Below are 21598 nucleotides of genomic sequence, written 5' to 3' on the forward strand. Positions count from 1 at the left end.
ATCAAAGAGCCACAAACTCACAACACAACAACAAGGGTGAGCCCATGCAAGGCATGATCATCAGCAATCCAAAGCTGGAATTCCTGCGCCCGGTGCTCGAACGCTGGTTCGAATGCATCGACCGTTACAACGCCGTCCGCGGTGATGGCGACACACCGTACTGGCACGACGAGAAGGCCAATCTCGGACTGCTGTCTGCCGCCGCCTGGATGGCCGAGATGGTCACGCTGCAACAGACGCCCACCCGCAAGCAGACCGAAGAAGGCGAACGCAACAGCCGCGCCGACCTGCTCCTGGCTTCACCCGAAACCCGCGCCTACATCCAGACCAGCCAGCGCTGGCCACGGGTCAACAGCCTCAATCTGACCCAGGCCCTGCTCGATGTTGCCAGCGATGCGAAGCGCGTGAGCCACGCCAGCGACCTGAAACTCGGCTGCCTGTTCGTCGCCCCGCAAAAAGCCCAGCAGGGCGCCACACCGGAAGAACTCCAGGACATGGTCGACGACCTGCAAAAGGAACACACCTGCGCTGTTGCCTGGTATTTCCCTTATGCCTACCGCAAGTTGCGCAACGAAGCCGGCAACTATCACCCCGGCATAGCAGTGCTGTTCAAGGAGGCACGTGGCTAAGGGTTGAACCATCGGACGACAACGCGCCTCTATGATTAGAACAAGGCACTCATAGGGAAGCCCCGTATGCGCACGCCCCCGCTCGTTCTCGTTATCGCGTTCTGCGGAGGGCTCGCCGCTTGTGGCGGGACCGCCCGCCTGCAAGTCTCCGACGGCACCGGCCCTTCTCCTCAACTGCCAGAACCCGACAAAACCCTGATCCCGACCGTGAACATCGCCCCGGCCATCGGCTGGCCGCAGGGTGCGAAGCCCATCGCCGCCAATGGCACCCAAGTGGCCGCTTTTGCCGAAGACCTGGATCACCCGCGCTGGCTTTATGTACTGCCCAATGGCGATGTGCTGGTGGCGGAAACCAATGCCCCCCCAAAACCCGAAGACGGCAAAGGCATTCGCGGCTGGATCATGAAGAAATTCATGGGGCGTGCCGGAGCCAGGGTGCCCAGCGCCAACCGCATCACCTTGCTGCGCGACAAGGACCACGATGGGGTCGCGGAAACCCGCACGGTGTTTCTGCAAAACCTCAACTCGCCCTTCGGCATGACCCTGGTCGGCAATGACCTGTATGTGGCCGACACTGATCGCCTGCTGCGCTTTCACTATAAAAGTGGCGATACGCAGATCAAGTCAGCGCCGGCAAAAGTGGTCGACCTGCCGGGCGGCCTGCTGAATCACCACTGGACCAAAAACGTCATCGCCAGCAAGGACGGCAGCAAGCTGTACGTCACCGTAGGTTCCAACAGCAACGTTGCGGAACACGGCATGGACAAGGAAGAAGGTCGCGCGGCGATCTGGGAAGTGGATCGCGCCACCGGCCAGCAGCGGATCTTTGCGTCCGGCCTGCGCAACCCCAATGGCATGGCCTGGGAACCGCACAGTGGCGCGCTGTGGACTGCGGTCAACGAACGGGATGAAATCGGCAGCGACCTGGTACCGGACTACATCACCTCGGTGAAAGACGGCGCATTCTATGGCTGGCCGTACAGTTACTTCGGCCAGCATGTCGATATTCGCGTCGAGCCGCAAAACCCGGACCTGGTGGCCAAGGCTATCGCCCCGGACTACGCCGTCGGCCCGCACACGGCATCACTGGGCCTGACGTTTGCCGAAGGCAACAAGTTACCGTCGCGCTTCAGGGAAGGCGCCTTCATCGGCCAGCACGGCTCCTGGAACCGCAAGCCGCACAGCGGCTACAAAGTGATTTTCGTGCCCTTCCGCGCCGGCAAGCCGGTCGGGAGTCCGGTTGATGTGCTCAGCGGGTTTCTCAATGGCAAGGAAGAAGCCATGGGCCGCCCGGTGGGCGTGGTGATCGACCGACAGGGTGACCTGTTGGTGGCCGATGATGTGGGGAACAAGGTGTGGCGGGTGTCGGCTGCCAGATAACACCATCCCGGATGAACTCAGAACCCTGTGGGAGCGAGCTTGCTCGCGATGAGGCCGGCACATTCAACATCGATGCTGACTGACCCACCGCTATCGTCGGAACGCCGCCCGGAGCAAGCTCGCTCCCACAGGATTTCCAGCTCAGCGTTTGCGACAGAGAGTCAACCCATCCCCCAACGGCAACAACGACAGATCCACCCGCGCATCGTCCTTCAACGCCCGGTTGAGCGCCTGGATCGCCCGGGTGTCCGCGCTCTCGGGACTGGTCTCGAGCACGCGCCCGCTCCATAGCGTGTTATCGAACACCGCCAGCCCGCCGACCCGCAGCAATCGCAGGGCGTGCTCCAGATAAGCCGGGTAGTTGGCCTTGTCGGCATCGATGAAAATCAGATCGAACTGGCCTGGCTGGTCCAGCTTGCCGAGAGTTTCCAGCGCAGGTGCCAGACGCAGATCGATGCGTCCGGCCAGCCCGGCTTCCTGCCAGTAACGCAGGGCCGTGGCGTTGTAGTCGCCGGGAATGTCACAGCAAATCAGCGAGCCACCAGCGGGCAATGCCGCCGCCATGCACAGTGCGCTGTAACCGGTAAAGGTGCCGACTTCGAGCAAACGCCTGGCCCCCGTCAGTTTCACCAGCAAAGCAAGAAACTGCCCCTGCTCAGGCGCCACCTGCCAGCGTGCCATCGGCAGCGCCTGGGTCTCATCGCGCAAGCGCTTGAGCAGAGGCGTTTCACGCAGGGAAACATCGAGCAGGTATTGGTACAGGGCGTCGTCGAGATTGAGCGTGCGAGCAGTCATGACCACCAGCTCCGGAGGTTATGGATTGCGCGCCAAATGTTCAGGCTGCAGAACACGCTTGGCGCTCAGGTAAGCTTTTTGCCAATACGCCTTGGACAGGCTGTCGAGCTTCACGGTGCCGCCGGTGGCCGGCGCATGGACGAAACGCCCCTCTCCCACATAGATGCCAGCATGACTGACCTGGGAACCGCCATTGGTGGCAAAGAAAAGCAGGTCGCCGGTCTGCAAGCCATCCTTGCCCACATTCGCCGCTTGCATGGAGATCATCTCGCGCGTGGTACGCGGCAAGGCAATACCGGCGACATCGCGGTACACATAAGCGATCAGGCCGCTGCAATCAAATCCGGAATCCGGCGTATTGCCGCCCCAGCGATAAGGCGTGCCCACCAGACCGAGCGCGCGAAACAGCACGTCTTCCGCTTCGGGCGAAAAAGCCTGTGAGGAACCAAATACGATGGGAGCGCGAACCACCGGCGCAGGAGGCGGTGTGCGGCTGGCGCAGGCACTGAGCAGCGCTGCGAAGAACATGATTGCGAGGCGGGCCGACGTCGTCATAAGCAGAACATCCTGATCTGGCTGCGGCTTTTTCTGCGGGGAGCGCAGAAAAGAAAACCGCCTGCGTGGGACGCAGGCGGTTTGCCATCATTTGTAGATCAAGATTCTAGCGGCTACACGACAAACTTCAAGTAAGACTTTAAGTTCGCCTTACAAATTGTCCGCTTATTTGCGTGCAGTGACGATTGGCGACGCGTTAGGTGCCATTGCCAGGGCGCGCTTGGCTTCGATGAAGGTCTTGCTCCAGTAGCTGTCGCCCAGGCTATCGATGCGCACACCGCCGCTGCGGCGGCTGCTGGAGTGGATGAACTGGTTGTCACCCAGGTAGATCCCGGCGTGACTGACGCGACCACGACGACCGTTGGTTGCGAAGAACAGCAGGTCGCCCGGCTCAAGCTTGCTGCGCGAGACCAGCGGGGCGTCCACGTTGATCATTTCGCGGGTGGAGCGCGGCAGGTTCATGCCCGCTTCTTCGCGGAACAGGTAACCGATGAAACCACTGCAATCGAAGCCGGCTTCAGAAGTACCGCCGAAACGGTAGCGGGTACCGATCAGGGACATGCCACGTTCGAGGATGCTGTCGGCCAGGACCGGAAGCTGGTAGGACTTGCCGCCAGCGAAGTCTGCGAGTTCTTTTTCGGTAGCCAGTTCTTCCTGGAAGAGAGCGGAAGACTGGGCGGTAGCCGAGTTTTGAACCTGCTGTTGCGGAGCTTGCTGGGCCACTGGAGTGTGGGCAGCGCAACCGAACAACAGGGTAACGAGTGCGAGAGGCACGAGGGGTGCGAAGCGATTTAGCATGGGCACGACCGTGGCTGAAAGTTGTAAAGAAGCCGAGACTATGCCCGCTATCAACCTCATTTGCAAATTCAATCGATCTTTTTGTGACTTATCCGTTTCTCGTTTACATCTAAGCGCTTAAGCCCATTTTAAACACACGCGCGGCCTGCAACCTTGCAGGAAAGCGGGATTTCTGGCGCCTGAAATATGCCGAAACGGCTAAACGCCCCGGTTTCAGCGGGCTTACCAGCCGAGAGTTTCTTTCAAAAACGGGATTGTCAGCTTGCGCTGAGCCTGGAGGGAGGCCTGGTCGAGGCGCTCGAGCAACTCGAACAGCGCACTCATGCTGCGGGTACCGCGAGTCAGAATGAAATGCCCGACTTCATCGGTCAGATGCAGACCGCGACGGGATGCGCGCAATTGCAGGGCACGCAGTTTGTCCTCATCGGACAGCGGACGCATCTGGAAGATCAAGGCCAGGGTCAGGCGGGATTTGAGATCCGCCAGCTTCACCGGCAGCTCCCGAGGGGATGTCGACGCGGCAATCAGCAAGCGCCGACCGCTGTCGCGCAAGCGATTGAACAGATGAAACAGCGCCTCTTCCCAATCTGCTCGTCCGGCGACCACCTGCAAATCATCCAGGCAGACCAGCTCGTACTGTTCGAGGTTGTCGAGGATTTCAATGCCGCGATCGAGCAGCTCGGCCAACGGCAGATACACCGCCGGCTCGCCCAATTGCTCGAAGCGCAGGCAGGCGGCCTGCAACAGGTGCGTACGCCCTACCCCGTCCTTGCCCCAAAGGTAGATCAGGCTTTCGGTCCAGCCGGCGTCGGCTTCGCACAGCCGCTCGACATAGCCGAGTGCAGCGGCATTGGCGCCTGGGTAGTAGTTGATAAAGGTGGCGTCGTCACGCAGACGCACACCTAGGGGCAGCTGAATCGGTTTCATGCTGACTGAACAGTTCCAAAGGAACCGTTAGTGGCCTCTGTGTAAAGTTTGCGAAGTTTATACCCGTGAAGCGGACCGCACAATGCGACAGACCACAAGCAAAATCAAAGGTTTGCGTTAATGCATTGGTTTTGTGACAGATTCTTTGGCGGTGCATGTGACAGTCGGGCGACGCCGGCAGGCTGATCCGGTACGAACCCGGGCAGCCCGCCATCGGCTATCGCCGGCCCTTACACCTGCGGCTCGTCGGCCCTCCCGTAGATATCAGAATCCTTATACAAATCATGCACATGGCGCACCAGCACCATGATCACCGCGGCGACCGGCAATGCCAGCAGCACACCGGTAAAGCCAAACAGTTCACCACCGGCCAGGATCGAGAAAATCACCGCCACCGGGTGCAGACCAATCCGGTCACCGACCAGCAACGGCGTCAGCACCATACCCTCCAGCGCCTGGCCGACCATGAACACCGCGACAATTCCGAGCATTGGATAAAGATCACCACCGAACTGGAACAGCCCCGCAAGCAGCGCCGCGCCAATGCCGATGATAAACCCCATGTACGGCACGATCGCCGCCAGACCGGCAATCAGGCCAATCAGCAGACCCAGTTCCAACCCGACCAGCATCAGGCCGGCTGCATAGATCACACCCAAGGCCACCATCACCAGCAACTGTCCGCGCACGAACGCTCCGAGCACTTCATGGCATTCACCCGCCAGCGACACCGCGCGCGCTTCACGATCACGGGGCAGCAGGCTGCGGACCTTGGCCATCATCAGGTCCCAATCCCGCAACAAGTAGAAGCTCACCACCGGAATCAACACCAGGTTCGCCAGCCAGCCGATCAACGCCAGCCCCGAGGCCGTTGCATGGCTCAGCACCACGCCGACAACATCAGTGGTCTGACTCATATGCTCGCTGATGGCGGCCTTGAGCTTGTCGAACTTCCAGAAACCGTCCGACAGGCCGAACTTCGATTGCGCCCAGGGCAACGCCGTGTGCTGCAGCCAGTCGAGCATTTGCGGGGCCAGCTCATACAAACGAAACAACTGCCTGGCGAGCAAGGGCACCAACACCAGCAGCAGCGCGGTGAAGATCAATGTAAACAGGGTAAACACCGCCACGACACCCCAGGTTCTGGACAAGCCTGCCTTCTCCAGCCGATCCACCAGCGGGTCGAACAGGTAGGCCAACAGCAGCGCCACCAGGAACGGCGTCAGGATCGGATGCAACAACCAGACAAACACACACAGCAGGACCATCCCGCCGAGCCAGAACCAACGCCGCGTATCGGCCATGAACCACTCCATTGCTTCTATATAAAGAAAGAAAAACTACCAGCGAAAACGTAGCTGCGGGATCGGGGCCGGCGCGGCGGCTGGCACCGGGCTGCCGGTGGTTGGCTGAACGGGCGCTACCGGGGCCGGGACCGGGGCCTGACCCGCCGGCGCCTCCTGCAGTCTGGCCAGCGACAGTTGCGCACGCAACTGATCGACGCTGCCATTGACCCGATAAAGAATCCGGTCACCGTCGACACTGCGCACACGCCCGCCAAACGGTTCCAGCAATCGTCCGAGCGACGCGTAGCGCTCAAGATTCATGCCTTGCACTTCCAGCAATTGCTCACTCGAAGCACCCGGCCTGGCGACAAACCGCGGCGCCAGGCGCTCGTTGACAGCCAGCATCACCGCATCGGCCACGGCGGCCTGATCGGCGCCCTGCACACTGCCGGCCTCTTTTTTATCCCCCAGCCACAATTGCCACTTGGCTTGCCATTGCCCGCCCTCTTCCCTGGCGTGTACGGCAAGCAGGGCGTCGGCATTGTAGCGTTCCGATGCCGCATGCAAAGGTGCGGGATCTGCGCCCTCCAGGTTCGGCGCGGTTGCGACGATCTGTTCGTTCAGGTCCGCCAATGGCAAGCGCAATGGCAAGCCCCGATGCTGAGCAGCCCGACGCAGCGGCGCCGCGCTGGCCTGGCCGTCGCCCACCAGGCTCGAACCCTCGGTGGAATCATTCAACCACCAGCCGAGGATCGACGGCCGATTGGCCCCCCACATGGCCAGGCCGGCGCGGCGCAAGGCCTGCTCGGTGGTACCCGGATCGAAATCGACCTTCAGGACTTCCGGGGGCCCGGCCTCAAAGCCGTATTGGCTGATGATCTGTTGCGGGTCTTTGCGAATCGCTGCCAACCCCGGACTTTGAGCGGCCTTGGGGTCGCCGGTCAGGCGCAGTACCAACGTGTCCAACGCACGCTGAGTCGCCTGGTCGCGCTCCTCGGGCGACTGGCCATTCACCGGCTCGCGCACCAGGTAAAGGCCTTTGACGGTTTCGGCTTGACTGACCAGGCTGACCACTGACAAACAACTCACAAGCAAGAATTTACAAAAACGCATGGAGGATTCCTGACGACAAGAGCGGCTGGAACAGACCGCATGAAGACGATCGAGCAAGACTGTGACCGTTGCCCGACGCAAAACATTCACACGTTCCGGGTAAGTTTTCGCACTGTCATAACGATAGACGGTTAATGCGATACCTTATACAGCCATGCAGGATGCCACCGACACCGCGCATTAACGGTTTTTTTGAACGGATATGGCCCTGCTGTCGGCCTGAGGATGGCCGCTGCGGCTCAAGCCTGATAAAATCGCGCGCCTTCGCAGACCGGCAACAGCCGGGCACCCTGAAATTCGTGCATGGCCCTCGCCTTCGCCTGTTTCGGCGGTCCCGATGGACTCGGTCGTTACCCAGAAATCCCCCCCCTAAAGGCCTGGATCATGAGCAAGCAACCCTCCCTGAGCTACAAGGACGCCGGTGTAGACATCGACGCCGGTGAAGCATTGGTCGAACGCATCAAGAGCGTCGCCAAGCGCACTGCGCGCCCGGAAGTCATGGGCGGCCTGGGCGGTTTCGGCGCCCTCTGCGAAATCCCGGCCGGCTACAAGCAGCCTGTGCTGGTTTCCGGTACTGACGGCGTCGGCACCAAGCTGCGCCTGGCACTGAATCTGAACAAGCACGACAGCATCGGCATCGACCTGGTTGCCATGTGCGTCAACGACCTGGTGGTGTGCGGCGCCGAGCCGCTGTTCTTCCTGGACTACTACGCTACCGGCAAACTGAACGTCGACACCGCTGCCCAGGTTGTGACCGGCATCGGCGCAGGCTGCGAACTGTCGGGCTGCTCGCTGGTTGGCGGCGAAACCGCTGAAATGCCGGGCATGTACGAAGGTGAAGACTACGACCTGGCCGGTTTCTGCGTCGGCGTCGTGGAAAAATCCGAAATCATCGACGGTTCCAAGGTTGCTGCCGGCGATGCCCTGCTCGCCCTGCCGTCTTCCGGCCCGCACTCCAACGGCTACTCGCTGATCCGCAAGATCATCGAAGTATCCGGCGCCGACATCGAGAACATCCAGCTCGACGGCAAGCCGCTGACCGACCTGCTGATGGCCCCGACCCGTATCTACGTGAAGCCGCTGCTCAAGCTGATCAAGGAAACCGGCGCTGTCAAAGCCATGGCCCACATCACTGGCGGCGGTCTGCTGGACAACATCCCGCGCGTTCTGCCAAAAGGCGCTCAAGCCGTGGTTGACGTGGCAAGCTGGAACCGCCCGGCAGTGTTCGACTGGCTGCAAGAGAAAGGCAACGTTGACGAGAACGAAATGCACCGCGTGCTGAACTGCGGCGTAGGCATGGTCATCTGCGTGGCTCAGGAGCACGTTGAAACCGCCCTGAACGTTCTGCGCGAAGCGGGCGAGCAGCCTTGGGTCATCGGCCAGATCTCCACCGCTGCCGAAGGCGCAGCTCAGGTTGAACTGAAGAACCTCAAGGCTCACTGATGCCTAAGACCTGTGATGTCGTGGTGCTGTTGTCCGGCACCGGCAGTAACTTGCAGGCCCTGATCGACAGCACGCGGACCGGCGACAGCCCGGTCCGCATCGCTGCGGTGATTTCCAACCGCGCCGACGCCTACGGCCTGCAACGCGCCAGGGACGCGTGTATCGACACCCGTGCCCTGGATCACAAGGCTTTCGAAGGTCGCGAGGCCTTCGACGCCGCGCTGATCGAACTGATCGACGCCTTCAATCCCAAACTCGTGGTACTCGCCGGATTCATGCGCATTCTCAGCGCTGGTTTCGTACGCCACTATCAGGGTCGCCTGCTCAATATCCATCCCTCGCTGCTACCCAAATACAAAGGGTTACACACCCATGAGCGCGCGCTGGAGGCTGGCGACACCGAGCACGGCTGCTCCGTGCACTTCGTCACCGAGGAACTCGATGGCGGACCACTGGTCGTACAAGCTGTAATACCGGTAGAGTTACAGGATTCGCCGCAGAGTCTGGCGCAGCGGGTCCATGTTCAGGAACACCTGATCTACCCGATGGCCGTACGCTGGTTTGCCGAAGGTCGTCTAGCCCTCGGCGAGCAAGGTGCTTTACTGGATGGACAGTTACTCGCGGCCAGCGGCCACTTGATTCGAAACTAGGAGATTTTATGCGTCGCGCCCTGCTCTTCGCTTGCGCTCTGCTCGCCTTGCCCTTCGCCCAGGCGGCAGACCTTCAACCTTTCTCCGCCAGCTACACCGCCGACTGGAAACAGCTGCCCATGAGTGGCACTGCCGAGCGCAGCCTGACTAAGGAAGCCAACGGCGTCTGGAAGCTCAGCTTCAAGGCTTCGATGATGATCGCCAGCCTGTCCGAAGAAAGCACCCTGACCGTGGACAAGGACACCTTGCTGCCCCAGTCCTACCACTTCGAGCGTGGCGGCCTGGGCAAAGCCAAGAAAGCCGACCTGGATTTCGACTGGGCCGCGAAAAAGGTCACCGGCACCGATCGTGGTGACGCGGTCGATATTCCGCTGAACCGCGGCATGGTCGACAAATCCACCTATCAACTGGCGCTGCAACATGACGTGGCTGCCGGCAAAAAGAGCATGAGCTATCAGGTTGTCGATGATGGCGAAGTCGATACCTATGACTTCCGTGTGCTGGGCTCGGAAAAAGTCGACACCAAGGCTGGCCAGATCGATGCGATCAAGGTCGAGCGCGTACGCGATCCGACGCAAAGCAAGCGCATCACCGTGCTGTGGTTCGCCAAGGATTGGGACTACCTGCTGGTCCGCCTGCAACAGGTCGAAACCGACGGCAAGGAATACAACATCATGCTCCTGGACGGCACGGTCAACGGCAAGCCAGTCAAAGGCAGCTGATCCGGATCGAGACCAGTAGGAGCGAGCTTGCTCGCGATGGACTTTAACGATGACTCGCCCTGGCGGATACACACAGTGCCAGTGAGATCATCGCGAGCAAGCTCGCTCCTACAGATTGGAACACCCGACAAACGCGATGGCTCTACACCTTCAAGGTCCTTTTTGATCGAATGAGTTTTCCTGTCGCCTGCGAGGTTTGCCATGACTGTTACCGTCAACACCGTTTCTGCCGAAGGTTTGCGCCACAGCGTCCAGATCGATGACCACGAACTCTTCGCCGACGCGCCCGCCACGGCTGGCGGAGAGGGTTCGGCGCCGGAGCCACACGATTATTTCGATGCCGCGCTGGGTGCCTGCAAAGCCCTGACCCTGAAGCTGTATGCCAGGAAGAAAGACATCCCGCTGACCGGTGTCGGCGTCGAGGTCAAGCGCGACAACAGCCTGGAACAGAAAGGCCAGTACGCGCTGCACGTCAAACTGACCCTCAAGGGCGTACTCACCGACGCCCAGCGCGATGAACTGCACCGTGTGGCCGATCGCTGCCCGATCCACAAGCTGATGACCACGTCTGAAGTCAGCATCGAAACGCATTTGTCCGAAGGCGCGTTCAGCCAATAGCGGCAAGGGTTGCCCAAGCGGGTTATGCTCGAACGCATTACCCGCTCAGCCTGGAACGCACCATGAACACTCCGCTCGTGATCCGCCCCCGCACCGAAGATGTCGAGGGCCAGCCGATTCTTCGCCCGCTGCCATCGGCCAAGTGCCGCAGCGTCGGGCCATTCGTGTTTTTCGACCACATGCTGGAAACCCGTTATCCACCGGGCAAAGGCATGAACATCCGCCAGCATCCACACATTGGCCTGTCCACCCTCACCTACTTGTTCCAGGGGCAGATCCAGCACAAGGACAGTCTCGGTTCCGATCAAGTGGTCGGGACTGGCGACGTCAGCTGGATGACGGCCGGCAGCGCCATCGCCCACGTCGAACGCACGCCCGAGGCCCTGAAAGAAAGCGGCTTCACGATGCACGGCCTGCAGATCTGGCTGGCTTCGCCCAAGGATAAAGAACAAGGTCCGGGGCATTACAGCCACCATCCAGCGTCCACATTGCCGGTCAGCGAAAACCTGGGAGTGAAGATTCGCATGATTGCCGGGTCAGGCTTTTGCCTGGAATCGCCAGTGCCAGTGCTTTCTCCTACGCTGTACGCGGAACTGCACCTGCAAACGGCGACGACATTGCTGATTCCCACCGAGCATGAAGAACGTGCGCTGTATGTGTTGAGCGGCGAAGTGCAACTCGATGGCGAGCCAATAGAGCCGTACTCGCTGGTGGTACTGCCTGCGGGGGAAGAGATGACACTGTTTGCCGAAAGCGACAGTCACGCCGTGTTGTTCGGCGGTGCTCCGCTGGACGGGCCGCGGCGGATCAACTGGAATTTTGTCGCGAGCGATCCGGCGGCGATTGATGAAGCACGCCGGCGTTGGGCAGCCGGGGATTGGCCGACGGTGCCCGGGGAAGTTGAGCGAATCGAACTGCCCTGAAACTTTCAGCACCCGTTATGCCGCCATCGCGAGCAAGCTCGCTCCCACAGTTGACCGTGCCGGCCGCAAGAATTGTGTACGACACATTTCCCCTGTGGGAGTGAGAGGTTCGAATTGCCCTGAAAACTTCAGCGCCAGTTATGCCGCCATCGCGAGCAAGCTCGCTCCCACAGTTGACCGTGTCGGCCGCAAGAATTGTGTACGACACCATTCCCCTGTGGGAGCGAGCTTGCTCGCGATGGGGCCGGCGAAGACACCGGCCCCATCCAGGCTGAAAACAGCTATCAGCCCTTGAACACTTCATCCAGCAAGTTATGCATCGACGTGAACGCCCGGGCAGCCACCTTGGCGTCATACATCATCATGCCCGGCACATTGGCGTGCGGGTCGGTGAACGAGTGGAACGCACCGCCATAGCTCAGCAACTGCCAGTCCACACCCGCCGCGTTCATTTCGTCTTCGAACGCCGGCAACTGCTCCTTCGGCACCAATGGATCGGATGCGCCATGCAGCACCAGGACCTTACCCTTGATGTTTTTCGCATCAGCCGGATTCGGTGTGTCCAGCGTGCCGTGGAACGATACCGCTGCCTTCACCGGCGCGCCGGTACGGGCAAACTCCAGGGCACAGCAACCGCCGAAGCAGAAACCGAAAGTGGCCAGTTTCGAAGTATCGACAGCCACTTCACCCTGGCTTTGTAGCTGCTCGAACGCCACCTGCATGCGCTTGCACAACAATGGGCGATCATTCTTCAACGGCATCATGGCCGCGCCGGCCTCGTCATTGTTCGTCGGTCGAACCGATTGACCGTAAAGATCTGCGATCAACACCACATAACCCTTGGATGCCACCGACTTGGCGATCTCCTCGGCACCGGCGCTGACGCCCATCCAGTTCGGCGCCATCAACAAGCCTGGGCGCGGGCCTTTATGGTCGGCATCGAAGGCCAGACGGCTTTCGTAAGCCTGGCCGTCAATCTGATAGGCAACGGAACGTACAGTGATTTGGCTCATTTCTGACTCCTGATGTTTTAGCACCGAAATGAAAAAACCCGCCGAAGCGGGTTTTTCTACAACACCGTCAGGCCGATAGCTCGACCAACAGCTTGTTCAGACGGCGCACATAGGCCGCCGGGTCTTTCAAGCTGTCGCCGGCCGCCAGGGCCGCCTGATCGAAGAGGATGTGCGACAGGTCGCCAAAGCGCTCGTCGCTCTGCTCGTTGTCGAGCTTCTCGATCAGCGGGTGAGCCGGGTTGAATTCGAAGATCGGCTTCGAATCCGGAACCTTCTGACCGCTGGCTTCCAGGATCTGGCGCATCTGCAGGCCCAGGTCCTGCTCACCGATGGCCAGGATTGCCGGGGAGTCGGTCAGGCGATGGGAAACCCGCACTTCAGCAACGGACTCGCCCAATGCGGTTTTCAGCCGCTCAACCAGACCTTCTTTGGCCTTGGCGACTTCTTCCGCGGCCTTCTTGTCCTCTTCCGAGTCCAGGTTGCCCAGGTCCAGGTCACCGCGCGCTACGTCGACAAAGCTCTTGCCGTCGAAGTCGCTGAGGTAGCTCATCAGCCACTCGTCGATACGGTCGGTCAGCAGCAGCACTTCGATGCCTTTCTTGCGGAAGACTTCCAGGTGCGGGCTGTTCTTGACCTGGGCGTAGGTTTCGCCGGTCAGGTAGTAGATCTTGTCCTGACCTTCCTTGGCGCGCGCCAGGTACTCGGCCAGGCCGACAACCTGCTCGCCATCATCGCCGTGGGTCGATGCGAAACGCAGCAGGCCAGCGATTTTCTCCTTGTTGGCGAAATCTTCTGCCGGGCCCTCTTTCATGACCTGACCGAAGTTTTTCCAGAAGCCCTTGTATTGCTCAGGCTCGTTCTTCGCCAGTTTTTCCAGCATGTCCAGGACGCGTTTGGTCAGCGCCGACTTCATCGAGTCGATGATCGGGTCTTTCTGCAGGATTTCCCGCGACACGTTCAGCGACAGGTCGTTGGAGTCGACCACGCCCTTGATGAAGCGCAGGTACAGCGGCAGGAAGGACTCGGCCTGATCCATGACGAACACGCGCTGCACGTACAGTTTCAGGCCTTTCGGCGCCTCACGCTGGTACAGGTCGAACGGCGCACGGGTCGGCACGTACAGCAATGAGCTGTATTCGAGCTTGCCTTCGACCTTGTTGTGGCTCCAGCTCAGCGGATTTTCGAAATCGTGAGCGATGTGCTTGTAGAACTCCTGGTATTCCTCGTCCTTGATCTCGGTACGCGGACGGGTCCACAGGGCGCTCGCGCGGTTGACGGTTTCCCACTCAACGGCCGGCTGCTCTTCACCTTCGGCAGCGGCCACTTCTTTCGGCAGCTCGATCGGCAAGGCGATGTGGTCGGAGTACTTCTTGATGATGTTGCGCAGACGCCAGCCATCGGCGAACTCGTCCTCACCGGACTTCAGGTGCAGGACGATGCGAGTGCCGCGCTCAGCCTTGTCGACGGTTGCGACTTCGAAATCGCCTTCGCCTTTGGACGACCAATGCACGCCTTCGCTGGCCGGGCTGCCGGCGCGACGGCTGAACACATCGACTTTGTCGGCGACGATGAAGGCGGAGTAGAAACCGACACCGAACTGGCCGATCAGGTGCGAGTCTTTCTTCTGGTCGCCGGTCAGGTGCTTCATGAAATCGGCGGTGCCGGACTTGGCGATTGTACCCAGGTGGGTGATCGCGTCTTCGCGGCTCATGCCAATACCGTTGTCTTCGAGGGTGACGGTTTTAGCGTCCTTGTCGAAGCTCACGCGGATTTTCAGTTCGGCACCACCTTCCAGCAGCTCTGGCTTGGCCAGGGCTTCGAAACGTAACTTGTCGACAGCGTCAGAGGCGTTCGAGATCAATTCGCGAAGGAAAATTTCCTTGTTGGAATACAGCGAATGGATCATGAGATGCAGCAGCTGCTTCACCTCGGTCTGGAAGCCCAGGGTTTCCTTTTGAGTTTCCACACTCATGGTCATCAAACTCCAATCAGATGGCATAAGCCGCGACCTTGAGGATCGACGGCGGGTTGTCCTCAGAGTTTGGGGCTGAGTTCAGGATTTCAAGGGCTCTTCGAGTTTGAAATGTGCACGAGCCGTGGCAATGGGCTCGGCTTCGGTGCTTTGCCAGGCGGTAATCGCCACATTGGCGACCCGGCGACCCTGGCGCCAAACCTGGCATCGGGCCCAGGTATCGCGAAACTGTCCGGCTCGCAGGTAATCCAGGGAGAAGTCGATGATCTTCGGCACCCCGGGCGTTCCGGTAAACACCAACAGGTGCAGCGCCGCGGCCAATTCCATGAAACCGGCGATCACACCGCCATGAATCGCCGGCAACAAGGGGTTACCGATGTTGTCCTGGTTCGCTGGCAGCTTGAACAACAACTCATCTCCCACCCGGGAACATTCGACGCCGATCAGCCGGGCATAGGGAATCAAATCCAGCAACGAGGCGTAATCGCCCTGTTCATGGGCCTTTTGCAACTGATCTTTCAGCGACTCGCTCATTGCGCACCTCCGGCAACCGCGCCACCAAAGCCCTTGGTGCCTTTGATGTTCTTTCCCATGCGCATGAAAGTGCCCATCACATGGGCAATGGGTTGCCCGGGGTCATCCTGATAGGCGAAGCCACGGGCAAAAATCACGTCGGTGGTGACCCGATAGCACTGGGCAAAGCCGTAGACATCCTTATGTGGTTCGGCGGCGTGCATGTAGTCGATGCGCAGGTCCAGAGTCGGGCAGACTTCGAATTCCGGGAGCACGCAGAGGGTCGCCATGCCACAGGCGGTGTCCATCAGCGAAGTCAGCGCTCCGCCATGAATCACGCCGGTTTCGGGATTGCCGACGATCTGCGGGCTGTACGGCAGCACAATCGTCAGCCCTTCGTTGCTGGCGCTGTGAACGCTTAGTCCAAGTACCTGGCAATGTCGCAGCGCCGACAGAAAGCGCTTTGCACGCTCAAAAACGGGGTTTTCAGTCATTTGATAAAAACTCTTGTTTATGTCTGTACAGTGCGGTGGCGGTCCGGGTAAAAGTTCCACACTAGAACAAACTTATATATCTGAAAAAATTAAGGAACTTAACCCTGATGCGTGGGCTCTTAATGCCAGTAGATGCTTTTCATCAGGAGAAACACCCCATGCGTAAGACTTTAGCTATTGCCTTGATGTTGACCGCTTCCCTCGGTCTCGCTGCCTGCGATAAAAAATCCGAGGACAAAGCTCAAGATGCGACCAAACATGCCGAGCAAGCTCAGCAGGACATGAACAAAGCTCAGGATAAAGTGAACGACGCTGCGAAAGAAAACGCCGAAGCTGCCAAAGCTCAGGCCGAATCGAACGCAGAAGCGGCAAAAGAGGCCGCTCCAGCCGCTCCGGCCGCTCCGGCCGCTCCAGAAGCACCTAAGAACTAATACGGTTTTTAGAGTGGCAAAAGAAAACCCGCCAAGTGCGGGTTTTCTTTTGCCTTAAAAAAAATGGTTAGAGCAAAATCGTTCGAAAAGTCGGACTAATCATCAACAACAGCGAACAGATCAATCCCACCAGCCAAACCAAACTGCGCTGCCAGGCCAGATCCTTCCAGTAACACACCAGGTAAATAACCCGCGTGATCACGAATATGATCGCCAGGCAGTCGATCAGCCAGCCCGCCGTCTGCGTGGTATGCGCCATCAACACACCCACCGCGAACAATATGAACGCTTCGAAACTGTTCTGATGCGCCGCCACCGCCCGAGCTCCCAGACCTGTGAGTTGCATCTGCTGTTGGCGCGGCAGGTGGTTATCGTAACCACCCTGCTCTTTCATGGCCCTGGTCACGGGCATTCGCGCCAGATAAATCAACACCGCACTGATAAACACGCACCAGAATGGAATACTCATCAAGCTGCCTCTTTAATTGCCTCCGGCAACGGCGCCTCTGTAGGGGTATAGACCATCACATCAAGAACGTCGGAATGAAACTCGCGGTGGTACAAAACAAACACGACGCCGGCACTCATCAACATGAACAGCCACGGGCTGACAAACCAGGCCAGCATGGTCATGCCGAAGTAGTAGGAACGCAGCCCGAAGTTGAACTGGTTGGCAGCCATGGAGATGACGCGAGCGGCGCGTGACGCGAATGCTTTGCGCTCTTGCTCCGATACATGGCGCTCACCGACCATCGGCGCCGAACCCACCAGTACCGCCGCAAAGTTGTACTGGCGCATGCACCAGCTGAACGTGAAGAACGCATAGACAAACACCAGCGCCAGGCACAGCAACTTGATTTCCGACATGCCCTGGGACGCCTGTTGCACCATCGGGATATCCGCCAACAACGATACCGCCCGTTCCGAAGCCCCCAATACCGTGAGAATACCGGCCAGGATAATCAATGTACTGGAGGCGAAGAACGACGCATTGCGCTCCAGATTGCCGATCACGCTGGCATCGGCGATGCGGTTGTCGCGCAGCAGCATGCGGCGCATCCAGTCTTCACGATACAGGTGCAGCACACTGGCCAGGCACGCGGTGTCACGGCCTTTCCATGTGGCATAGCGGGTGTACCCGCCCCAGCAGATAACAAACCAGACGGCGGCAAGAATGTGGATCAGGTTGGCTTGGATGAACGACATGCAGATCCTTGTGATGTGTTTGCGGTGTACATAAACCCTGTAGGAGCGAGCTTGCTCGCGAAGACCCTGAGAGCAACGCGTTTATCCAGAAATCACGCGCTATAGTTCACGACCTTCGCGAGCAAGCTCGCTCCTACAAGGGCCATGGCAGTATTTCGACGTTAGCGCAGAAGAAAAGACACCGCATCACCCCATAAAAAAATGCCCCGTATCGATTGATACGGGGCATTTCTGTTTTGTTCACAGGCCCGTTTGTGACGGGCCGGTAAAGCTTAAGCCAGCGCTTCTTCGCGCTTGCCCAACATACGGTCGCAGACCACGGCGACCACCAGCGTCATCACCGACGGCACCAACCACGCCAGGCCCTGCTCGCTAAGCGGCAGGTGGGCCATTTGTGTCGGCATCCAGTCCGCCAGGCCGGCCCCCTTAAGGGCATCGATCAGGCCGAAGATGAACGACACCAGCATCACCGGGCCGAGGATACGACCCTGCTCATGCCAGAAGTCCTTGCAGAAGCTCAACGCCACCAGAACGATGCACGGCGGGTAGATCGCGGTCAGTACCGGGATCGAGAACGCGATCAGCTTGGTCAGGCCCAGGTTGGACACCAGCAGCGAGAACGCCGCCAGGATGATCACCAGTGTCTTGTAAGACAACGGCACCACACGGCTGAAGTACTCGGCGCAGGCACAGGTCAGGCCGACCGCGGTCACCAGGCACGCCAGGGAGATCAGCACGGCAAGGAAACCACTGCCCAGCGAACCGAAGGTGTGCTGCACGTAAGCGTGCAATACCGCCGCGCCATTGGTAGCGCCAGCGGCCACTTCATGGCTGCCCGAACCTAGACGGAAAAGGCTGACATACACCAGCGCCAGACCCACGCCGGCGATGAGCCCGGCGATGATCGCATAACGGGTGATCAGTGCTGGCGACTCGACGCCGCGGGAACGGATGGCGTTGACGATGACGATGCCGAACACCAGGGCGCCCAGGGTATCCATGGTCAGGTAACCATTGATGAAGCCTTGGGAAAACGGTGCTGCAACGTATTCAGGGGTTGCATGGCCAATGTCACCGGCCGGCAAGGCGAATGCTGCAATGCCCAGCACGGCCAGGGCGATGATCTTCAGCGGCGCGAGGAAGCGCCCTACGGTATCCAGCAAACGGCCCGGATACAGCGAGATGAAGAACACCAGCAGGAAGTAAACCGAGCTGTAGAGGAACAGCGCCAGCGGGCTCTCGCCGGTCAGGGGCGCCAGGCCCACCTCGAAGGATACCGTCGCGGTACGTGGCGTCGCGAACAGCGGGCCAACAGCGAGGTAGCAAGCCGCTGCCAGCAGGCCACCGGCCACTTTACCGATCGGGCTGCTCAAGGCATCCATTGCTCCGCCGACCTTGGCCAGCGCCACAACAGTGATCACCGGCAGACCAACTGCGGTGACCAGGAAACCCAGCGCCGCCATCCAGACATTGGGCCCGGACTGTAAACCGACGATAGGTGGGAAGATGATGTTGCCAGCCCCGACGAACAGGGCAAACGTCATAAAACCAAGTGCCAGGATGTCCTGGCCTTTCAACACTTTCATTAAGGAAATACCACACTACTGAATCGGAATTTAGAGAGGGATTTCCCTATGGGTGAGGGAAATGCTGTCAGTCCGTATAAGACCGACCCTTTTAGCGCGTTGCGCGCCTTGTGGGCCGCAGACGCAAAAATGGCGCATAGACTAACGAATTTGACCGATAAACGCACTGTTAGAGGGCGAACTATCCGATATACGACATCTTTGTGTCGCGTTTCTGCATGTTGATAGATGTCGCCTGTCAGTCCGCCATCGCGAGCAAGCTCGCTCCCACAGTTGACCGCGTTCCAATGTGGGAGCGAGCTTGCTCGCGATGGCGTCCGCACTGTCAACGCAAACCCCGGAAACGACAAAGGCCACCCGAAGGTGGCCTTTGTTTGGTGAAGCGTCAGCTAAGCGCGAGGCTTACTTGACAGCCCAACCAGTCAGCTCGGCCAGGGCCTTGCCGATGTCTGCCAGCGAACGCACGGTTTTAACGCCTGCGTCTTGCAGAGCAGCGAATTTCTCGTCTGCAGTGCCTTTGCCGCCAGAGATGATTGCGCCAGCATGGCCCATGCGCTTGCCCGGAGGAGCAGTCACACCAGCGATGTAGGATACAACCGGCTTGGTCACGTGTGCCTTGATGTAGGCAGCCGCTTCTTCTTCAGCCGAACCGCCGATCTCACCGATCATCACGATCGCTTCGGTCTTCGGGTCTTCCTGGAACAGCTTCAGGATGTCGATGAAGTTCGAACCCGGGATCGGGTCACCACCGATGCCGACGCAAGTCGACTGACCGAAACCGGCGTCAGTAGTCTGCTTCACAGCTTCGTAGGTCAGGGTGCCGGAACGGGAAACGATACCGACCTTGCCTGGCAAGTGAATGTGACCTGGCATGATGCCGATCTTGCATTCGCCTGGGGTGATCACGCCTGGGCAGTTAGGGCCGATCAGGACTACGCCCAGCTCGTCGCACTTAACTTTAGCGTCCAGCATGTCCAGGGTAGGAATGCCTTCGGTGATGCACACGATCAGCTTGATGCCGCCGAAAGCAGCTTCCAGGATCGAATCTTTGCAGAAAGGAGCCGGAACGTAGATCACGCTTGCGGTGGCGCCAGTGGCAGCTACGGCGTCTTTAACGGTGTTGAACACTGGCAGGCCCAGGTGCTCGGTGCCGCCTTTGCCTGGAGTTACACCACCAACCATCTTGGTGCCGTACTCGATGGCTTGCTGGGTGTGGAAACTACCTTGCGAACCGGTAATACCCTGGCAGATAACTTTGGTGTCTTTATTGATCAGGACGCTCATTATTTGCCCTCCGCAGCTTTGACAACTTGTTGAGCAGCGTCGGTCAGGCTGGTAGCAGCGATGATGTTCAAACCGCTTTCTGCCAGTACTTTAGCGCCCAGCTCAGCGTTGTTGCCTTCAAGGCGAACAACAACCGGGATTTTCACGCCGACTTCTTTCACTGCACCGATGATGCCTTCGGCAATCATGTCGCAGCGAACGATGCCGCCGAAGATGTTGACCAGTACTGCAGCGACGTTGGTGTCGGACAGAATGATCTTGAACGCTTCGGTAACGCGTTCCTTGGTAGCACCACCGCCCACGTCGAGGAAGTTGGCTGGTTTGCCGCCATGCAGGTTGACGATGTCCATGGTACCCATGGCCAGGCCAGCACCGTTGACCATGCAACCGATGTTGCCTTCCAGCGCTACGTAGTTCAGTTCGAACTTGGCAGCGTGCGCTTCGCGCGGATCGTCTTGCGACGGATCGTGGAAAGTCTTCAGCTTAGGCTGACGGTACATGGCGTTGGCGTCGATGTTGATCTTGGCGTCCAGGCAGTGCAGATCGCCGTCAGCCTTGATCACCAGCGGGTTCACTTCCAGCAGGGCCAGGTCGTGATCCTTGAACAGTTTGGCCAGACCTACGAAGATCTTGGCGAACTGGGCAACTTGCTTGCCTTCCAGACCCAACTGGAATGCCAGCTCGCGACCCTGGAATGGCTGAGCGCCAACCAGTGGATCGATAGTGGCTTTCAGAATTTTTTCTGGAGTGTCGTGAGCGATTTTCTCGATGTCCACGCCACCTTCGGTGGAAGCCATGAACACGATACGACGGCTCGAACGGTCAACGACAGCGCCCAGGTACAGCTCTTTAGCGATATCAGTGCACGATTCAACCAGGATCTTGGTGACTGGCTGACCATTGGCGTCAGTCTGGTAAGTCACCAGACGCTTGCCCAGCCACTGCTGTGCGAAGGCTTTGGCGTCTTCTTTGCTGCGAACCAGCTTTACGCCGCCCGCTTTACCGCGACCACCGGCGTGGACCTGGGCTTTGACAACCCACTCGCTGCCGCCGATTTTGTCGCAAGCTTCTGCTGCTGCTTCCGGGGTGTCTACCGCGTAACCGGTGGAAACTGGCAGGCCGTACTCAGCGAACAGCTGCTTACCCTGATACTCGTGAAGATTCATGCTTATTACCGTCTTCGTTAGGTACTGCGCATTCGGTGCTGCACTCATTCAAGTGCCGCACCACCTGTGACTGCTGCTTGCATAGCCTTTCCGG

At 59.3% G+C, this 21598-nt stretch carries 23 protein-coding genes; 8 read left to right on the forward strand and 15 right to left on the reverse strand.

Going from position 1 to position 21598, the window contains the following annotated elements; genetic code table 11:
- Nucleotides 1-44: 44 nt before the first annotated feature.
- Both J4D25_RS06920 and J4D25_RS06925 read left to right on the forward strand, forming a co-directional pair.
- Entirely contained in the window at nt 45-629 is a 585-nt protein-coding gene (locus J4D25_RS06920; RefSeq protein ID WP_057715809.1) for a hypothetical protein, read from the forward strand.
- A gap of 66 nt (nt 630-695) precedes the next feature.
- A complete protein-coding gene (locus tag J4D25_RS06925) occupies nt 696-2009 on the forward strand; it encodes a sorbosone dehydrogenase family protein (protein WP_057715810.1) in 1314 nt (437 codons plus the stop codon).
- A gap of 141 nt (nt 2010-2150) precedes the next feature.
- Here the strand turns inward: J4D25_RS06925 and J4D25_RS06930 are convergent, their stop codons facing one another.
- The 6 genes from J4D25_RS06930 to J4D25_RS06955 all read right to left on the reverse strand — a co-directional run bounded on the left by J4D25_RS06930 (nt 2151) and on the right by J4D25_RS06955 (nt 7483).
- Nucleotides 2151-2804 carry an O-methyltransferase gene (locus tag J4D25_RS06930; protein ID WP_057715811.1) on the reverse strand — a complete coding sequence of 218 codons (654 nt, stop codon included), beginning with the start codon at nt 2802-2804 and terminating at the stop codon, nt 2151-2153.
- A gap of 18 nt (nt 2805-2822) precedes the next feature.
- On the reverse strand, nt 2823-3359 hold the full coding sequence (locus J4D25_RS06935; protein ID WP_057715812.1) for a C40 family peptidase: 537 nt from the start codon (nt 3357-3359) through the stop codon (nt 2823-2825).
- A 165-nt stretch (nt 3360-3524) separates the two neighbouring features.
- The gene (locus J4D25_RS06940; RefSeq protein WP_057715813.1) at nt 3525-4157 is read right to left on the reverse strand and encodes a C40 family peptidase; all 633 of its coding nucleotides are present in this window, start codon (nt 4155-4157) and stop codon (nt 3525-3527) included.
- Between the two features lie 222 nt (nt 4158-4379).
- Nucleotides 4380-5084, reverse strand: a complete 705-nt coding sequence (gene hda, locus J4D25_RS06945; RefSeq protein ID WP_007984552.1) for a DnaA regulatory inactivator Hda — start codon at nt 5082-5084, stop codon at nt 4380-4382.
- Nucleotides 5085-5314: 230 nt separating this feature from the next.
- Nucleotides 5315-6388, reverse strand: coding sequence for an AI-2E family transporter (locus J4D25_RS06950; protein WP_057715814.1), 1074 nt, complete (start codon nt 6386-6388; stop codon nt 5315-5317).
- Nucleotides 6389-6424: 36 nt separating this feature from the next.
- On the reverse strand, nt 6425-7483 hold the full coding sequence (locus J4D25_RS06955) for a DUF2066 domain-containing protein (RefSeq protein WP_057715815.1): 1059 nt from the start codon (nt 7481-7483) through the stop codon (nt 6425-6427).
- Nucleotides 7484-7867: 384 nt separating this feature from the next.
- Between J4D25_RS06955 and purM the strand changes: the two genes are divergently transcribed.
- The 5 genes from purM to J4D25_RS06980 all read left to right on the forward strand — a co-directional run bounded on the left by purM (nt 7868) and on the right by J4D25_RS06980 (nt 11839).
- Nucleotides 7868-8926 (forward strand): phosphoribosylformylglycinamidine cyclo-ligase, encoded by a 1059-nt coding sequence (purM, locus tag J4D25_RS06960; protein ID WP_057716649.1) that lies wholly within the window; start codon nt 7868-7870, stop codon nt 8924-8926.
- Nucleotides 8926-9576: a phosphoribosylglycinamide formyltransferase gene (purN, locus tag J4D25_RS06965; RefSeq protein WP_057715816.1), complete on the forward strand. Its 651-nt coding sequence runs from the start codon at nt 8926-8928 to the stop codon at nt 9574-9576. The genes purM and purN overlap by 1 nt, the downstream gene beginning before the upstream one ends.
- Before the next feature lie 8 nt (nt 9577-9584).
- On the forward strand, nt 9585-10298 hold the full coding sequence (locus J4D25_RS06970; RefSeq protein ID WP_057715817.1) for a DUF3108 domain-containing protein: 714 nt from the start codon (nt 9585-9587) through the stop codon (nt 10296-10298).
- Between the two features lie 201 nt (nt 10299-10499).
- Nucleotides 10500-10916: an OsmC family protein gene (locus J4D25_RS06975; protein WP_057715818.1), complete on the forward strand. Its 417-nt coding sequence runs from the start codon at nt 10500-10502 to the stop codon at nt 10914-10916.
- Nucleotides 10917-10978: 62 nt separating this feature from the next.
- On the forward strand, nt 10979-11839 hold the full coding sequence (locus J4D25_RS06980; protein WP_057715819.1) for a pirin family protein: 861 nt from the start codon (nt 10979-10981) through the stop codon (nt 11837-11839).
- 284 nt (nt 11840-12123) lie between these two features.
- On the opposite strand, the gene J4D25_RS06985 is transcribed toward J4D25_RS06980, so the two are convergent.
- From J4D25_RS06985 to J4D25_RS07000, 4 genes are all read right to left on the reverse strand, one after another.
- On the reverse strand, nt 12124-12852 hold the full coding sequence (locus J4D25_RS06985; RefSeq protein ID WP_057715820.1) for a dienelactone hydrolase family protein: 729 nt from the start codon (nt 12850-12852) through the stop codon (nt 12124-12126).
- A 67-nt stretch (nt 12853-12919) separates the two neighbouring features.
- Nucleotides 12920-14824 (reverse strand): molecular chaperone HtpG, encoded by a 1905-nt coding sequence (htpG, locus tag J4D25_RS06990; protein WP_057716650.1) that lies wholly within the window; start codon nt 14822-14824, stop codon nt 12920-12922.
- Nucleotides 14825-14905: 81 nt separating this feature from the next.
- Nucleotides 14906-15358 carry a PaaI family thioesterase gene (locus J4D25_RS06995; RefSeq protein WP_057715821.1) on the reverse strand — a complete coding sequence of 151 codons (453 nt, stop codon included), beginning with the start codon at nt 15356-15358 and terminating at the stop codon, nt 14906-14908.
- A complete protein-coding gene (locus J4D25_RS07000; RefSeq protein WP_057715822.1) occupies nt 15355-15831 on the reverse strand; it encodes a PaaI family thioesterase in 477 nt (158 codons plus the stop codon). The genes J4D25_RS06995 and J4D25_RS07000 overlap by 4 nt, the downstream gene beginning before the upstream one ends.
- A 158-nt stretch (nt 15832-15989) precedes the next feature.
- On the opposite strand from J4D25_RS07000, the gene J4D25_RS07005 reads away from it, so the two are divergent.
- Nucleotides 15990-16262, forward strand: coding sequence for a hypothetical protein (locus J4D25_RS07005; RefSeq protein WP_057716651.1), 273 nt, complete (start codon nt 15990-15992; stop codon nt 16260-16262).
- A 67-nt stretch (nt 16263-16329) separates the two neighbouring features.
- Here J4D25_RS07005 and J4D25_RS07010 read toward each other — a convergent pair whose 3' ends face one another.
- The 5 genes from J4D25_RS07010 to sucC all read right to left on the reverse strand — a co-directional run bounded on the left by J4D25_RS07010 (nt 16330) and on the right by sucC (nt 21504).
- A complete protein-coding gene (locus J4D25_RS07010; protein ID WP_057715823.1) occupies nt 16330-16731 on the reverse strand; it encodes an MAPEG family protein in 402 nt (133 codons plus the stop codon).
- A complete protein-coding gene (locus tag J4D25_RS07015; RefSeq protein ID WP_057715824.1) occupies nt 16731-17468 on the reverse strand; it encodes a DUF599 domain-containing protein in 738 nt (245 codons plus the stop codon). The genes J4D25_RS07010 and J4D25_RS07015 overlap by 1 nt, the downstream gene beginning before the upstream one ends.
- 272 nt (nt 17469-17740) lie before the next feature.
- Entirely contained in the window at nt 17741-19054 is a 1314-nt protein-coding gene (gene brnQ, locus J4D25_RS07020; protein ID WP_057715825.1) for a branched-chain amino acid transport system II carrier protein, read from the reverse strand.
- Nucleotides 19055-19456: 402 nt separating this feature from the next.
- Nucleotides 19457-20338, reverse strand: a complete 882-nt coding sequence (sucD, locus tag J4D25_RS07025) for a succinate--CoA ligase subunit alpha (RefSeq protein ID WP_007919877.1) — start codon at nt 20336-20338, stop codon at nt 19457-19459.
- On the reverse strand, nt 20338-21504 hold the full coding sequence (gene sucC, locus J4D25_RS07030; RefSeq protein ID WP_007919879.1) for an ADP-forming succinate--CoA ligase subunit beta: 1167 nt from the start codon (nt 21502-21504) through the stop codon (nt 20338-20340). The genes sucD and sucC overlap by 1 nt, the downstream gene beginning before the upstream one ends.
- Nucleotides 21505-21598 lie beyond the last annotated feature (94 nt).

Origin of the sequence: Pseudomonas sp. GW456-L13 (assembly GCF_017350115.1) — a bacterium.
Classification (GTDB): Bacteria; Pseudomonadota; Gammaproteobacteria; order Pseudomonadales; family Pseudomonadaceae; genus Aquipseudomonas; species Aquipseudomonas jessenii.

Coding starts and splice junctions, on each gene's coding strand:
- J4D25_RS06920 (WP_057715809.1), top strand. CDS start 45: ATGCAAGGCATGATCATCAGCAATCCAAAGCTGGAATTCCTGCGCCCG.
- J4D25_RS06925 (WP_057715810.1), top strand. CDS start 696: ATGCGCACGCCCCCGCTCGTTCTCGTTATCGCGTTCTGCGGAGGGCTC.
- J4D25_RS06930 (WP_057715811.1), bottom strand. CDS start 2,804: ATGACTGCTCGCACGCTCAATCTCGACGACGCCCTGTACCAATACCTG.
- J4D25_RS06935 (WP_057715812.1), bottom strand. CDS start 3,359: ATGACGACGTCGGCCCGCCTCGCAATCATGTTCTTCGCAGCGCTGCTC.
- J4D25_RS06940 (WP_057715813.1), bottom strand. CDS start 4,157: ATGCTAAATCGCTTCGCACCCCTCGTGCCTCTCGCACTCGTTACCCTG.
- hda (WP_007984552.1), bottom strand. CDS start 5,084: ATGAAACCGATTCAGCTGCCCCTAGGTGTGCGTCTGCGTGACGACGCC.
- J4D25_RS06950 (WP_057715814.1), bottom strand. CDS start 6,388: ATGGCCGATACGCGGCGTTGGTTCTGGCTCGGCGGGATGGTCCTGCTG.
- J4D25_RS06955 (WP_057715815.1), bottom strand. CDS start 7,483: ATGCGTTTTTGTAAATTCTTGCTTGTGAGTTGTTTGTCAGTGGTCAGC.
- purM (WP_057716649.1), top strand. CDS start 7,868: ATGAGCAAGCAACCCTCCCTGAGCTACAAGGACGCCGGTGTAGACATC.
- purN (WP_057715816.1), top strand. CDS start 8,926: ATGCCTAAGACCTGTGATGTCGTGGTGCTGTTGTCCGGCACCGGCAGT.
- J4D25_RS06970 (WP_057715817.1), top strand. CDS start 9,585: ATGCGTCGCGCCCTGCTCTTCGCTTGCGCTCTGCTCGCCTTGCCCTTC.
- J4D25_RS06975 (WP_057715818.1), top strand. CDS start 10,500: ATGACTGTTACCGTCAACACCGTTTCTGCCGAAGGTTTGCGCCACAGC.
- J4D25_RS06980 (WP_057715819.1), top strand. CDS start 10,979: ATGAACACTCCGCTCGTGATCCGCCCCCGCACCGAAGATGTCGAGGGC.
- J4D25_RS06985 (WP_057715820.1), bottom strand. CDS start 12,852: ATGAGCCAAATCACTGTACGTTCCGTTGCCTATCAGATTGACGGCCAG.
- htpG (WP_057716650.1), bottom strand. CDS start 14,824: ATGAGTGTGGAAACTCAAAAGGAAACCCTGGGCTTCCAGACCGAGGTG.
- J4D25_RS06995 (WP_057715821.1), bottom strand. CDS start 15,358: ATGAGCGAGTCGCTGAAAGATCAGTTGCAAAAGGCCCATGAACAGGGC.
- J4D25_RS07000 (WP_057715822.1), bottom strand. CDS start 15,831: ATGACTGAAAACCCCGTTTTTGAGCGTGCAAAGCGCTTTCTGTCGGCG.
- J4D25_RS07005 (WP_057716651.1), top strand. CDS start 15,990: ATGCGTAAGACTTTAGCTATTGCCTTGATGTTGACCGCTTCCCTCGGT.
- J4D25_RS07010 (WP_057715823.1), bottom strand. CDS start 16,731: ATGAGTATTCCATTCTGGTGCGTGTTTATCAGTGCGGTGTTGATTTAT.
- J4D25_RS07015 (WP_057715824.1), bottom strand. CDS start 17,468: ATGTCGTTCATCCAAGCCAACCTGATCCACATTCTTGCCGCCGTCTGG.
- brnQ (WP_057715825.1), bottom strand. CDS start 19,054: ATGAAAGTGTTGAAAGGCCAGGACATCCTGGCACTTGGTTTTATGACG.
- sucD (WP_007919877.1), bottom strand. CDS start 20,338: ATGAGCGTCCTGATCAATAAAGACACCAAAGTTATCTGCCAGGGTATT.
- sucC (WP_007919879.1), bottom strand. CDS start 21,504: ATGAATCTTCACGAGTATCAGGGTAAGCAGCTGTTCGCTGAGTACGGC.